At 46.5% G+C, this 13,262-nt stretch carries 13 protein-coding genes and 1 pseudogene; 2 read left to right on the forward strand and 12 right to left on the reverse strand.

From position 1 onward, the window contains the following. Window positions 1-10 precede the first annotated feature (10 nt). From smc to pta, 7 genes are all read right to left on the reverse strand, one after another. The gene (gene smc, locus DWV34_RS03520) at window positions 11-3,571 is read right to left on the reverse strand and encodes a chromosome segregation protein SMC (protein ID WP_118475497.1); all 3,561 of its coding nucleotides are present in this window, start codon (window positions 3,569-3,571) and stop codon (window positions 11-13) included. A gap of 2 nt (window positions 3,572-3,573) precedes the next feature. After that, complete coding sequence (gene rnc / locus DWV34_RS03525) at window positions 3,574-4,269, reverse strand: ribonuclease III (RefSeq protein ID WP_006565849.1); 696 nt, start codon at window positions 4,267-4,269, stop codon at window positions 3,574-3,576. A gap of 5 nt (window positions 4,270-4,274) precedes the next feature. Next, a complete protein-coding gene (gene plsX / locus DWV34_RS03530) occupies window positions 4,275-5,285 on the reverse strand; it encodes a phosphate acyltransferase PlsX (protein ID WP_006565850.1) in 1,011 nt (336 codons plus the stop codon). A gap of 112 nt (window positions 5,286-5,397) precedes the next feature. Further along, a complete protein-coding gene (gene rpmF / locus DWV34_RS03535) occupies window positions 5,398-5,577 on the reverse strand; it encodes a 50S ribosomal protein L32 (protein ID WP_006565851.1) in 180 nt (59 codons plus the stop codon). 5 nt (window positions 5,578-5,582) lie between these two features. After that, window positions 5,583-6,101, reverse strand: a complete 519-nt coding sequence (locus DWV34_RS03540; RefSeq protein ID WP_118475499.1) for a YceD family protein — start codon at window positions 6,099-6,101, stop codon at window positions 5,583-5,585. 63 nt (window positions 6,102-6,164) lie between these two features. Beyond that, a complete protein-coding gene (locus DWV34_RS03545) occupies window positions 6,165-7,358 on the reverse strand; it encodes an acetate/propionate family kinase (RefSeq protein ID WP_118475501.1) in 1,194 nt (397 codons plus the stop codon). 34 nt (window positions 7,359-7,392) lie between these two features. Next, entirely contained in the window at window positions 7,393-8,397 is a 1,005-nt protein-coding gene (gene pta, locus DWV34_RS03550) for a phosphate acetyltransferase (RefSeq protein ID WP_006565854.1), read from the reverse strand. 244 nt (window positions 8,398-8,641) lie between these two features. Here pta and DWV34_RS03555 point away from each other — a divergent pair, with 244 nt between their 5' ends. Beyond that, the gene (locus tag DWV34_RS03555) at window positions 8,642-9,856 is read left to right on the forward strand and encodes a tRNA(Met) cytidine acetate ligase (RefSeq protein WP_022260793.1); all 1,215 of its coding nucleotides are present in this window, start codon (window positions 8,642-8,644) and stop codon (window positions 9,854-9,856) included. A 40-nt stretch (window positions 9,857-9,896) separates the two neighbouring features. Continuing rightward, entirely contained in the window at window positions 9,897-10,805 is a 909-nt protein-coding gene (locus tag DWV34_RS03560; protein ID WP_009290484.1) for a sporulation integral membrane protein YlbJ, read from the forward strand. Here the strand turns inward: DWV34_RS03560 and DWV34_RS03565 are convergent. The 5 genes and pseudogenes from DWV34_RS03565 to DWV34_RS03585 all read right to left on the reverse strand — a co-directional run bounded on the left by DWV34_RS03565 (window position 10,788) and on the right by DWV34_RS03585 (window position 13,252). After that, on the reverse strand, window positions 10,788-11,393 hold the full coding sequence (locus DWV34_RS03565; RefSeq protein WP_006565857.1) for a hypothetical protein: 606 nt from the start codon (window positions 11,391-11,393) through the stop codon (window positions 10,788-10,790). The genes DWV34_RS03560 and DWV34_RS03565 overlap by 18 nt on opposite strands. Next, window positions 11,390-11,887: a pantetheine-phosphate adenylyltransferase gene (coaD, locus tag DWV34_RS03570; RefSeq protein ID WP_006565858.1), complete on the reverse strand. Its 498-nt coding sequence runs from the start codon at window positions 11,885-11,887 to the stop codon at window positions 11,390-11,392. The genes DWV34_RS03565 and coaD overlap by 4 nt, the downstream gene beginning before the upstream one ends. A 3-nt stretch (window positions 11,888-11,890) precedes the next feature. Then, window positions 11,891-12,463, reverse strand: a pseudogene (gene rsmD / locus DWV34_RS03575) (16S rRNA (guanine(966)-N(2))-methyltransferase RsmD); the annotation flags it as partial. Window positions 12,464-12,641: 178 nt separating this feature from the next. Then, window positions 12,642-12,866, reverse strand: coding sequence for an alpha/beta-type small acid-soluble spore protein (locus tag DWV34_RS03580; RefSeq protein ID WP_006565871.1), 225 nt, complete (start codon window positions 12,864-12,866; stop codon window positions 12,642-12,644). Window positions 12,867-12,979: 113 nt separating this feature from the next. Next, entirely contained in the window at window positions 12,980-13,252 is a 273-nt protein-coding gene (locus DWV34_RS03585) for an acylphosphatase (protein ID WP_006565872.1), read from the reverse strand. Window positions 13,253-13,262: the final 10 nt, after the last annotated feature.

Here is a 13,262-nt window from a genome sequence, read left to right on the forward strand (position 1 = left end):
CTTCTCAGCTTTATTCGTCCAGATCGTTTTCGATCAGACTCACGGACACCAGCGTGGAGATACCTTTCTCCTGCATGGTGATCCCATATAAAATATCCGCTGCTGTCATTGTACCACGTCTGTGGGTAATTACAATAAATTGTGTTTCTTTTGTAAGCTTATGCAGGTATTGTGCAAATCTTGCTACATTGGAATCATCCAGTGCAGCCTCTATTTCATCCAGCAGACAAAACGGCGAAGGTTTCAGATTTTGAATCGCAAACAGAAGGGAAATAGCTGTCAGAGCTTTTTCTCCTCCGGAAAGCTGCATCATATTCTGCAGTTTTTTCCCCGGCGGCTGTGCAATGATCCGGATACCTGACTCCAGCACATCGTCGTCGGTGAGTTCGAGCCTTGCATATCCTCCCCCGAAAAGTTCCTGGAACACCTTCTGGAACATTTCCTGAATATCTTTAAACTTCTCTCTGAACTGATTCCTCATGGCAGCTTCCAGTTCATCAATCAGCCCTGCCAGATGTGCCTCAGCCTTTACGATATCTTCGTGCTGTTTTTTCAAAAATTCATATCTCTCCAAAACATCCCTGTAGTCCTCTATTGCGTTGACATTCACCGGCCCCAGTTCCCTGATCTGTGTCTTGATCTCAGCAATTTTCTTCTTTAATTCTGTAAGGCTTTCCCGAGGCTCCTCACCTGCCGCCGACTTTGCCTGATGATATGTAAGTTCATAGTTCTCCCACATGTATTCCAAAAGTTCCTGCTGTTTTTCCTCCAGCTTCTCCCTTGCAGATGTAAGCCTCAGCACTTCTTTGTCGAAGCCGTTGACTCTCTGCATAAGTTCTTCTCTGACTTTCAGACTTTCCTTGTACTTTTCCTCAGTCTCTGAAAGCTTCTTCTGCTTATGAGAGAGATTCTTTTTTTCTTCTTCGATCCAGAGACTCTTTGAATGAACTTCCTCTCTGCATGTTTCTATCCGCCGCTCAATGTCTCCGATGGACGAATCGACAGTACCAGTCTGCCTGCCAAGTGCCTCCAGATCCTCTTCGATCTTTGAAAGCTCCAGGCGAAGCCGTTCTCCGCTGCTCATGATGAAATCCTGGCGCTGCTTCAGCTGGCCGGCTTTCATATGTGCCTCGGAAACTTCCCTGGCCTTTTCTTCCGCCGTGCGTCTGGCTTCCTCCAGATGTCTGGAAAGACTGTGAATCTTTTGTTCTTCCGTCTGATTTGCTTCCTCCAGCACCTGTTTTTTGTCAGATAAAGATGTCACATCCCCATCCATGGACCGGTATTCCCGGCGAAGGGCTTGGGCCTGATCTAAGTATTCCTGCTCCCTCTCTGCTTCCTCGTGAATTTGTTTGTCAATGGATTTCATTGTCATCACCACGGTGTTTTCCCGAAGTGTATTTTCCTGAATCCTGCCTTTTAAACGGCTGATCTTCTCTTCCGCCTGCCCGTACTGCTCTGTCTTTTCTTCAAGCACTTTGGAGATACGCAGAATTTCATCTCTGTCCTTTAACAGCTTTTGCTCAAGTTCTTTTATTTCACGGTTTCTTCCGAGAAGATTGCTCTTATTCTTATAGGCACCTCCGGACATAGAACCTCCGGGGTTCAGTGCATCCCCGTCAAGCGTTACAATGCGGAAAGAGTGTTTGTATTTTGCTGCGATCCGTATCCCGTCGTCGATGGATTCCACGACGAGTACACGGCCGAGAAGTGACTGGAACAATTCTGAAAATCTGTCTTCATAGCTTGCGAGACAGTCACAGGTGCCGATCACTCCCTTCTCATGCACTGCCTCAGGCCTTGGAAATCCGCCCCTCTGTTTGACTGTGCTGAGCGGAAGGAATGTCACCCTGCCATATCGGTTTTTTTTCAGAAATTCGATCATTTCTTTTGCTGTCTGCTGGGTATCGGTGACTACATTCTGAATGGCTCCTCCGAGGGCAGTCTCCACAGCAAGCTCATATTTTTTCCTGACTTTCATGATATCTGCTACGGCACCGATGATGCCCGGATATCTCCCTTTCTGCTCCATCACCCTCTTGATGCCGAATCCATATCCCTCATAGCGCTCCGCCATGTTTCTTAACGTCTCATAACTGGACTGGCTCCTGTGAAAGCCTTCCTTTTTCAGGGTGAGCTCCTCCTGGACGGATCTTCTCTCATTTCCCAGTCTGCCGCAGAACTCCTGCTCTGTCTCCAACTCCTTAAGGATCTGTTTTTTTGCTTCCGCCAGCTCAAGCCTCTTAAATTCTTCCTGTTCTTTTCTTTTCTCCTGCTCTGCCCTGTGGTGCCCGGAGTTTTCTGCCTGCGAGATCAAATGGCGAATCCGCACATCCAGCTGCTCTCTCACAGTCTCCACATGCTGCAGCCTGTTGGAGAGATTTATCTGATTGTTGGCAAAACTCTGCTGATTTCTGCGAAGCTTCTCAAGTTCTTTCTCCGTATCCTGAATATCCTTCTGGAGAAATGCGACTTGGCTTTCTCTTTCCACAGTATCTTCCCGGGCTTTCAAAACCGCCTCTTCGATCTCCCTGCCCTCTTTTTGAAGTTCAGAAAGCTGTGAGCGCTTGTCCTCTTTTTCTCCGGTAAGCCGGCGGATATCAGACGACAGATGCGTCTCTCTCATCCGCTCCGTGTTCATCTGTTCTTTTAAGACCTTGATCTGGCCTTCCTGTTTCTCTTTGTCTACTTTGGCTATAGAAAGCTCTTCCGTCCTGGTCTCGATCTCGTGTTTCAGCTCGTTTAAATACCGGTCCTGTTTCTCATATTCGGCTTTCGTCTGTTCCAGGCGCCTGTCCGCGTCATCCACTTCTCCCTGGGCGATCCGGATCTTCTCATCCAGACTCTCAATCTCATCGGACAGCCGGCCGTTTTCCATGAGGAACATGGATGTGTCATATTCCTTCAGCCGGTCCCTGTATGAGAGATATTCCCTTGCCTTCTCAGACTGTGTCTTCAGCGGGCCGACCTGCCGTTCCAATTCCATAAGAATATCCGTTACCCGGTTTAAATTCTCCCGTTCTGCCTCCAGAGATTTTTCTGTCTCAAGTTTATTCTTTTTATATTTTACGATGCCGGCAGCCTCATCAAACAGCTCTCTCCGGTCCTCCGGCTTACCGCTCAAAATCTGGTCGATCTGTCCCTGTCCGATAATAGAATAGCCCTCTTTGCCTATTCCTGTATCAAAAAACAATTCCACGATATCTTTTCGCCTGCACGGACTGCCGTTCATCAGATATTCGCTTTCACCGGAACGGTAGACTCTCCTGGCCACTGTGATCTCTTCAAACCCGATCGGCAGGCTGTGATCACTGTTGTCCATAGTGATGGCAACGTAAGCAGAACCCATCGGCTTTCTCATCTCCGTGCCGGAAAAAATCACGTCTTCCATCTTGGCGCCCCGGAGCTGTTTTGCGCTCTGTTCTCCGAGCACCCACCGGACCGCATCCGCCACATTGCTCTTTCCGCTTCCGTTGGGACCAACGATTCCCGTAATGCCGCTGTCAAATTTAAAAATCATTTTGTTGGCGAAGGATTTAAATCCATTCACTTCAATGCTTTTCAGATACATAGCTACCTCAATATTCCGTCCTTATGCTTCATTGCCTCATAGGCTGCCGTCTGCTCCGCACTTTTCTTGCTTCTTCCGGTTCCGGTCCCAATGACTTTTTCCCCGAGCCTGGCCTCCACCGTGAAAGTCTTCTGGTGGTCCGGCCCGTCTTCCTTTATCAGTTCATAAGTAAGCGGCTGCTTGGAAAAACTCTGTACAAGTTCCTGAAGCGAAGTCTTGGCGTCATAAAACAATACTTTTTCATCTACATCCTGGAGCAGATATGTTTCCACAAACTTTCTGGCTTCCTCGAATCCCTGATCCAGATATACGGCTCCGATCACTGCCTCAAACGCATCCGATAAAATGGAATCTCTCTCCCTTCCTCCGGTCAGGTCTTCCCCTTTGCTCAGCAGCAGATAATCGCCCAGAGAGAGATCCTTGGCACAGAATGCCAGAGTAGGCTCGCAGACAAGGCTGGCTCTCATTTTGGTCAGTTTTCCCTCCGGTTCGTCTTTGTATGTGTGAAACAAATAGTCACTCATGATCAGTTCCAGCACTGCGTCTCCCAAAAACTCCAGCCGTTCATTGTCTTTCCCCCGGGAAAGTTTCCGCTCATTTGCATAGGAACTGTGGGTCAGTGCAGTTGTCAGCAATTTCTTGTCATGAAAACGAATCTTGATTTTTTTCTGAAAATCTTCCTGATTTGATTGATTCATACCTTTTATTTTTCCTTTACAATCTGTTCTTTGATCTTTTCATTGATTTTGGCCTCTGAAAAAGCAATACACTGGATGATCGCGTTCTTCGTCTCTTTTGCCTTGGAACTTCCGTGCATCTTCACGACCAGGCCGTTCAGACCGAGAAGAGGAGCTCCGCCGTGCTCCGACGCGTCAAAGCGTTTCAGGGTCTTTTTCAGTGACGGCTTCACGAGCAGGCCTCCGATCTTTCCTCTCATACTCTGCATCATGCCGTCTTTTACGATTGACATCAGCGTTGAGGACAGGCCTTCTGATAACTTCAGGATCACATTTCCCACAAAGGCATCGCAGACAACCACATCTGCCTGACCGGAATGAATTTCCCTGGCCTCGATGCTTCCGGTAAAGTTGATCTCCTCACATTCCTTCAAAAGAGGAAATGTATCTTTGACAAGCGCATTTCCCTTTGCCTCTTCCACACCTACATTTACGATGGCAACTTTCGGATTTTTAATGCCTACCACGTCTTCCATATAAATAGAACCCATCTTCGCAAATTCCAGAAGGTATTCCGGTTTTGCATCCATATTGGCTCCGCTGTCAATGATCAGGGAAACACCTTTTGTAGTCGGCATCAAAGCGGCCAGAGGAGCACGCTTCACCCCTTTGATCCTGCCCACCACGAACTGTCCTCCCACGAGGATCGCCCCTGAACTTCCGGCCGATACAAATGCATCTGCAGTCTGGTCTTTTACCATCTTCATCCCGACTACCATGGAAGAATCTTTCTTCTTACGAATCGCCTCTACCGGTGATTCATCACAAGAAATTTCTTCTTCTGCATTGATCACTTCGATCTGCTCGCTCTTATAGCGGTATTTCTTTAATTCCTCGTGGATCCTCGGGGATTTTCCTACAAGGTAAACTTTAATATTGCTGTTCTCGTTGACCGCATCCACCGCGCCTTTTACGATCTCTCCGGGAGCATTGTCCCCTCCCATGGCATCCAGCGCTACTTTAACTATCTTTTCCATTTGCAACCTCCTTGATACAAAATCACCAGATGAAAAGAAATGCCATCCGCTTAAACTCATAAAGTCTAAACGCATGGCAATTCATGACAACATATGCTGCTGTTGTCAACTCTTACTGAGCATTTACGATTTCTCTTTTATTATAAGATCCGCAGGCTTTGCACACTCTGTGAGGCATCATTAATTCACCGCACTTGCTGCACTTTACTAAAGCTGGTGCAGTCATTTTCCAGTTTGCTCTACGTTTATCTCTTCTCGCTTTTGAAGATTTATTCTTTGGACAGATTGACATTGGTATTACACCTCCTTAAAATTCTTAAAAATATCCTGGATAGCTGCCATCCGTGGATCTTTAACCGCCCGGTCACAGCCACACTCTTCCTTGTTCAGATTCGTTCCGCACACTGGACAAAGTCCTTTGCAGTCTTCACTGCATAACACCTTTGTTGGCAGCAGGGGAATCACTTCTTCAAGAATAAGCTTATCCACATTGAGGCTGCTTCCATCTACGAAAGATACTTGATCCTTACAAGTTTCTTCTATGTCATCAAAATCCAATGTCCGTAAGACACTGAGCCTGATCTTTTCCGGAACCTCGGTGAGACACCGGCCGCAGGGCATCCCGACTGTGATGCTTGTCTGAAATGAGACCGAAACCGTCCTCTTCCCTTCATTTTTTAAAATGACCGGAAAAGAAGGCTTCTCCAGGATCGGATAACTTTCTCTTCTGAGAACAATCTCCTCCATATCCAGGGAACATTCCACCGTCTCTTCATGATCCGGCATTGATAACAATTTTGATAACTGAATCAGCATACTATCTCCTAAAATTTCATACTTGTCTATTATACAAACGCGATATTTGTTTGTCAAGTAATTTTATTTTACAAGGGCTACCGTATCCCTTGCGATCATCACTTCCTCGTTGGTCGGAATGCAGAGCACTTTGACTCTGGAATCATCCGTTGAAATGACCGCTGCTTTTCCGTGCACATCGTTCTTTTCAGCATCGATCTTTGCACCGATACAATCCAAATATTCTCCAATCGCTGCTCTCGTGGCGTCGTCATTTTCTCCCAGTCCCGCAGTGAAAGCGATGGCATCCACCCCGTTCATAGCCACAGTGTAGGCTCCGATATACTTCGCTACACGGTATACATAAGCGTCCATCGCAGCCGCAGCCGCTTTGTTGCCCTCTGTCCTTGCGGCTTTGACATCTCTGAAATCGGAAGAAATACCGCCGGACAGTCCGAGCACTCCGGATTCTTTGTTTAAGATATTGACTACTTCAGACACGGTTTTATTTTCTTTGTTCGCGATGAACTCAAGAATCGCCGGGTCCAGGTCTCCGGAACGGGTACCCATGATCAGGCCCTCCAGCGGTGTCAGTCCCATCGAAGTATCCACAGACTCTCCGCCTTTGACTGCTGTGACGCTGGCACCGTTTCCTAAATGGCACACAATTATATTGATATTTTTGATGTCTTTTCCAAGCATCTTGGCAGCCTCACGGGAGACAAACTGATGGGAAGTCCCGTGGAATCCATAGCGGCGGATTCCGTCTTCATCGTAATACTTTCTCGGGATTCCATAGAGAAATGCCTTTTCCGGCATCGTCTGATGGAATGCGGTATCAAATACAGCAGCCATAGGTTTGTCCTTCATGAGTTCCCGGCAGGCCTCAATTCCGATCAGAGCCGCAGGGTTATGGAGCGGTGCGAATACGTTGCACGCCTCGATCTCTTTTAACACATCCTCTGTGATAATGCAGGATTTTGTGAACTTCTCTCCTCCGTGTACGACTCTGTGTCCCACGGCACTGATTTCGTCTAAAGATGTGATCACGCCGTTTTCTTTGTCTGTCAGCTGTTCAAGCACAATGCCGATGGCCGTCTTGTGGTCCGGCATGGCAGGAGTGGTCTTGATCTTGTCTTTTCCGGCAGGCTCATGGGTCAGGGCTCCGTCGATCCCGATCCTCTCACAGAGACCTTTTGCCAGTACATCTTCTGTGTCTGAATCGATCAGCTGGTATTTGAGGGAGGAACTTCCGCAATTAATAACTAAAACTTTCATCTTCATTCTCCTATATATTCTAATCTTTTAACCTCTAATTGTTCTCCGTAAGCTGTGCCTGCACTGCCGTGATTGCCACAACTCCGACGATATCTTCCGCCTTGCATCCGCGGGACAAGTCATTGACCGGCTTTGCAATCCCCTGGGTAACCGGGCCGTAGGCTTCCGCTTTTGCCAGTCTCTGGACTAATTTGTATCCGATATTTCCTGCATCCAGATCCGGGAAGACGAGTACATTGGCTTTTCCTGCCACTTCACTTCTGGGTGCCTTCGATGCCGCCACCTCAGGAACGATCGCCGCATCCAGCTGCAGTTCTCCGCAGATCAGTGTGTCCGGATAATCTCTTTTTGCGATCGCCGTTGCTTCCACAACCTTTGTCACATCGTCGTGTTTTGCGCTTCCCACTGTGGAATGGGAAAGCATAGCAACCCTTGGTTCTTCTCCCACCAGCTGTTTAAATGTCTGCGCAGAACTTCCGGCAATGGCTGCCAGCTGTTCTGAATTGGGATTCTGATTCAGTCCGCAGTCTGCAAATACAAAAGTACCGTTGGCGCCGAGTTCACAATCCGGCACTACCATCAGGAAGAAGGCAGAAACGATCCTTGTCCCCGGAGCCGTCTTGACAACCTGAAGGGCAGACCGCAGAACGTTGGCGGATGAATTTACTGCCCCCGCAACCATGCCGTCCGCATCTCCGGCACGCACCATAGTCGCTCCGAAAAACAGCGGATTAGAAAGCAGGATTTCTTTTGCATCCTCCGGGAGCAGTCCCTTGCTCTTTCTGGCTTCGCACAAAGATTCAATGTATGTATTGAGTCTTTCGCAGTTGTTAGGATCTACAAAACAGGCCTTGGAAAGATCCAGTCCCTCTGCGCGGCTTAAAATTTCCTCCTCGTTTCCCACAAGAATAATGTCGGCGATCCCTTCTCTCAGCACTGTGTCTGCAGCCTCAAGAGTACGGGGATCTCCGGTCTCAGGCAAAACAATCTTTTTTTTCTCACTTTTAGCTCGTTCTTTAATCACATCAATAAAACTCATTACGTTGCTCCTTCCAACTTTCTACAAAGATGAATTCTTCTCATGGAAATTATACAATATTCGTTTGTTGTATACAATATGCCTTGTTGTACTTTTCCTAGTACATCTCATCTCATAATGTTTTCATTTTACTATCTTTTATTTTTAATAGCAAGTTTCAGCCTTTTATTTCCTCTTTTTTGTGCAATTTTACCTTTTTTAAGTTCTTTGTTATAATGATTTCACAAAAGAAAGGAGAGCAGCAATGAAAACTGCGGCAATTATCTGTGAGTATAACCCGTTTCACAACGGACATCTTTATCATATCGAAGAGACAAAGCGCATTTTAGGCGCTGATTATATCATTGCACTGATGAGCGGAAATTATGTACAGCGCGGCGGCCCGGCCGTCATCGAAAAAAAAACAAGAGCCAGAATGGCCCTCATGAACGGAGCTGACCTGGTGCTGGAACTGCCGCTCTGGTTTTCCTCCGGCAGCGCCCCGTATTTTGCAGACGGCAGTGTCTCCCTCCTGGAAGGTCTCGGTGTGGTCGACATTCTCTCTTTTGGGAGCGAATGCGGTTCTCTGAGCCGTCTGATCTCCCTCGGAAGCTTTCTGGCGGACAGAGAGGATGACCTCACGGAACAGATTAAGTTATATTTAAAGACCGGCATTTCCTATCCTAAAGCGAGAGAAAAAGCGTTTCTCTCACTTGGCTGTTCCAAGAGTGACGCCGATATCCTAAGAGAGCCAAACAACCTTCTGGGACTCGAATATTTGATGGCACTGAAACGCAGAAACAGCAGCATCCATCCGTTCTGTATCCCGAGGAAACAGAGCAGCCACCGGAGTCTTGATCTGACGGGCAGCATCAGTTCTGCCTCCGCCATTCGGTCACAGCTGGCTGTTTTTGACGGCCTTAGCAAGTGTCTGGAGAGCATTCCGAAAAATCTGCACCCGATTCTGCTGGAAGATTACCGGCGCTGTTTTCCCATCCTGCTTGATGATTTTTCTGATTTGCTGTCTTATAAACTCTGCATGGAAGATTCCTTTGAGGACTATTGGGACATTTCAAAGGATCTGAGTGCCCGCCTGATCCGTATGGCCGTTCCGGGCCGGCCATTTTCCTGTCAGATCGAAGCCGTCAAAAATAAAAGCCTGACCTGGAGCCGTATCAGCCGGGGACTCCTGCACATCCTCCTCGGCATGAAGCAGGAGATGAAGGACAGCTATACCCGCTCAGAACAGCCCCTGTATTTTCAGATCCTCGGCTTTAAAAAAGAGGCTTCCTCTCTGATCCGGGAAATAAAAAAGAAAAAAACCTGGCCGATGGTCCGGCATTTAAGACCGCTTGACGACCCGCTTACCAAGGTCCAGTTACAGATGCTTCAGACAGAACAAAAAGCAGATGCCCTCTATCAAATGATGCTCCGGTCAAAGTTTAAGACCCAGGTAAAAGAAGAACAAATCATAATATAACCGTCCGCCTCATAGGCTTAAGAGGACAGGGGGTTTTTCTATGGGTAAATACTTTTATCAGTTTTGTTTGATTTTAACTGCGTTCCTTCTATTTTTATTTCCGGAACAGTGCGTAGCAGGCGCCAAAAACGGCCTGCTTCTCTGGTCCGGAACCATCGTGCCCACGCTCCTGCCGTTTTTTCTTCTGACAAACCTTATGATGAAATACCAGACGGTCCACTATATTTCCTATCTGTTTTATCCTCTGTTTAAACTATTTCCATGGCTGAACAAGGATCTGGCATATACAATCCTTATGGGCTTCCTGTGCGGCTATCCTCTGGGCGGCAAGATCATCAGCGATCTGGTGCTTTCAGGTTCCTATACAAAAAAAGAAGGGGAATCCCTTCTTGTGCTCTGCAACAATGTAAGCCCGATGTTTTCCATCGGCTTTACGCTGACCCTGATCTTAAAAGGGACCCTTAGTGTACCCCTTTATTTTTTCTGTCTTTATATGCCCAATCTCCTGTACTTTATCTTCATCTTATGGAAATTCAGAGGCACAGGATTTTTACACGTGCATCAGGAACACCCGAGGACTGCGGCGATCAAATCCTTTGACGAGATTGTTTTTGACAGTTTGAAGACGATTTTTACCATCGGTATTTTTATCATGGTATTTTCCATCGTATCTTCTCTTCTTCAAAGCGGCATACTGCCCTCCTATATCACGGCACCGGTCATCGGAATGCTCGAGATCACAACAGGGATCTCCCATGTGAGTTTTCTGTCCCTGGGCTTCAGACAAAAAACAGCCGCAATCCTTGCCGTCAGCTCTTTCGGCGGCCTGTGCAGCCTGGCACAGGTCAAGAGCGTCTGCCAAAAATCACAGCTGTCTATGAAAAGCTATTTTATATTTAAGATGCTCTTTGCATGCATAAGCAGCGGCATGCTATTCCTCTTCCTGTGAAACGAAATCTTCGGCTGTTCTCACCTTCGTCCGGGAAGCCCCGTCAAGCTGCTGCCGGATTTCCTCATAGTTGGTGCTGATTGACTCTATATCACTGTCCAAGGTTGATAAAAGCTGATCAAAAAGGCTTCGCTGACCCTCTTTTACTTTTGTTATGTAGTCCTGGACATCTTCCATAATATCGCATGTGTACTGCAGTGCGCCGTATCTTACCTGTTCAGCCTCTTCATTGGCATTGTGAATGACATCATTTGCGTGGTTTAAAGCAGCTTCTTCCATCTCCTTTGCACGCATTTTTGCCATCTCTACGATCTCATTCTCATCGATCAGCTCTCCGGCTTCTCTGGCCGCCTGGTCTACGATATTTTGGGCCTTGATCCTGGCATCTTCCAGGATAGCGTCTTTGTTCATCATAACCTTATGGCTGCGCTCAACCTCTCCCGGAATCTGTTTTCTCAATTCCTCAATGACAGTGATCAGCACATCCCTGTCGATGACAACCTTCCCCGGATTAAATCTTGCCGGCTTGGCCTCATCGATCAAAATTTCAATATCATCGATCATTTCATGCAAATATTTCTCACTCATGCTTCTCCCTCTATTCTTTCTCTAAATTTTTGCTTCAGCTTCTGTTCCACATACGGAGGCACCAGTTCACTGACATCTCCGTGGTAGGATGCGATCTCCCTCACGATCGTAGAGCTTAAGTATGCGTATTCCGTACTGGTGGTAAAAAACATCGTATCCAGATTGGAGTCCAGCTTATTATTGATCTGGGCTATCTGCAGTTCATACTCGAAATCCGTAACAGCGCGGAGCCCGCGGACCGTAATATCCGCGTTATTTTCACGTGCAAAGTCCACCAGCAGGCCGGAAAAAGATTTCACTTCAACATTCTCCATATCCTTTGTGGCTTCCGTGAGAAATTCCACTCTTTCTTCCATTGAAAATAAAGGATTTTTTTCACTGTTCAGCAAAATCCCTATGACCAGTTTATCAAAAACTCTGATAGAACGTTTAATAATATCCAAATGCCCATAAGTTACCGGGTCAAAGCTTCCCGGATACACTGCAATGCTCATTTCTCAGCCCTCCTGCACTTTCTGCAAAAAAGTATGCTTGTTGGTTTTATACTCCTTTATCTTCAGAACCTTCAGATGCTCAAACAACTCCTCCTGAATCTCTGTCTGTAAGCTGGATTCCGCAATGACCAGGGTGTTCTCCTTTAAAAGATCCAAATGATCCAGTTCGGCAAGCACTGCTCTCTCCATTCCTTTGTTATAAGGAGGGTCCATAAAAATATAGTCAAACTTCCTGCTCTCTGCTCCAAGCTTCCTCAATGCACTTATGACATCTGTCTCCAGGACCTGAGCGTCATTTATAAGTTTTGTATGTATCAGATTGTACCGAATACAGGCAGCCGCTTTTTTGTTCTTTTCCACAAATACAGCATGCTTACATCCCCTGCTCAGAGCCTCGATCCCGATGGCTCCGCTGCCTGCGAACAGGTCCAGAAACTCTGCCCCCGCAATTTCATGCTGGATCATATTAAACAGCGTTTCCTTAATGCGGTCCTGCGTCGGTCTCGTGTCCATTCCTTCCACTGTTTTAAGCCTCAAACTCCTGGCTTTTCCTGAAATCACTCGCATTTTTTTATCTTCCTTTGTTTTTTCTCCCTACTATTGTATTATATTCAGATAATTTGTCAACTAAATAACAAAGAAATTCCCGTACTGCAAAAGGAGCAGTCAGAACTGACGCTCTGATTGCTCCTCTTTTTTCTTTCGTTCTCTCATCGAAATTACGAGTAAAAACTGATTCGTTTGTATCCGTTAACTAACGGCCAGACATTTCCTCTTCCTGTCTGCGGATCATTTTACGAACCATTTCTCCTCCAACAGAACCTGCCTGAGCAGTTGTTAAATGTCCGTTGTATCCTTCTTTTAAGTCTACACCGATTTCATTAGCAACCTCGAATTTGAATCTGTCCAGTGCTTCCCTAGCCTCTGGAACTTCCACTCTGTTGTTTCCTTTGCTGTTTGCTGAAGTACGTTCTTCCATTTTGAAAGACCTCCGTTTCTTTTGTTGTTTTTTGTTACGAAGATAGTATGTTTAATAACACAAAAGATACACTGAGAGTTTTTACATGGAATAACATTTTTTTCTTTGGAATTTTAATACTTTACTTTAAAGTCCTTTTCTCCCTCACAGAGCGGACATTCTTCAGCTGTTACATGGTCAATCCGCATAAACCGATGGCCGTGCTTCATGGATTCTATAAAATCTTCAATCTGTTTTTTTGTTCCCTGGGCTTCTGCAGTGACAGAACCGTCATACATATTCTTCACCCATCCTGTCACATGAAACTGTGCGGCATTCATCTGTGCAAAATACCGGAATCCGACTCCCTGGACTCTTCCCGTAAACCGCAAACGTACACGAATCATAGCGAACCTC

Source organism: Anaerostipes sp. AF04-45, assembly GCF_003461725.1.
GTDB classification, from domain to species: Bacteria; Bacillota; Clostridia; order Lachnospirales; family Lachnospiraceae; genus Anaerostipes; species Anaerostipes caccae.

Coding starts and splice junctions, on each gene's coding strand:
- smc (WP_118475497.1), bottom strand. CDS start 3,571: ATGTATCTGAAAAGCATTGAAGTGAATGGATTTAAATCCTTCGCCAAC.
- rnc (WP_006565849.1), bottom strand. CDS start 4,269: ATGAATCAATCAAATCAGGAAGATTTTCAGAAAAAAATCAAGATTCGT.
- plsX (WP_006565850.1), bottom strand. CDS start 5,285: ATGGAAAAGATAGTTAAAGTAGCGCTGGATGCCATGGGAGGGGACAAT.
- rpmF (WP_006565851.1), bottom strand. CDS start 5,577: ATGTCAATCTGTCCAAAGAATAAATCTTCAAAAGCGAGAAGAGATAAA.
- DWV34_RS03540 (WP_118475499.1), bottom strand. CDS start 6,101: ATGCTGATTCAGTTATCAAAATTGTTATCAATGCCGGATCATGAAGAG.
- DWV34_RS03545 (WP_118475501.1), bottom strand. CDS start 7,358: ATGAAAGTTTTAGTTATTAATTGCGGAAGTTCCTCCCTCAAATACCAG.
- pta (WP_006565854.1), bottom strand. CDS start 8,397: ATGAGTTTTATTGATGTGATTAAAGAACGAGCTAAAAGTGAGAAAAAA.
- DWV34_RS03555 (WP_022260793.1), top strand. CDS start 8,642: ATGAAAACTGCGGCAATTATCTGTGAGTATAACCCGTTTCACAACGGA.
- DWV34_RS03560 (WP_009290484.1), top strand. CDS start 9,897: ATGGGTAAATACTTTTATCAGTTTTGTTTGATTTTAACTGCGTTCCTT.
- DWV34_RS03565 (WP_006565857.1), bottom strand. CDS start 11,393: ATGAGTGAGAAATATTTGCATGAAATGATCGATGATATTGAAATTTTG.
- coaD (WP_006565858.1), bottom strand. CDS start 11,887: ATGAGCATTGCAGTGTATCCGGGAAGCTTTGACCCGGTAACTTATGGG.
- DWV34_RS03580 (WP_006565871.1), bottom strand. CDS start 12,866: ATGGAAGAACGTACTTCAGCAAACAGCAAAGGAAACAACAGAGTGGAA.
- DWV34_RS03585 (WP_006565872.1), bottom strand. CDS start 13,252: ATGATTCGTGTACGTTTGCGGTTTACGGGAAGAGTCCAGGGAGTCGGA.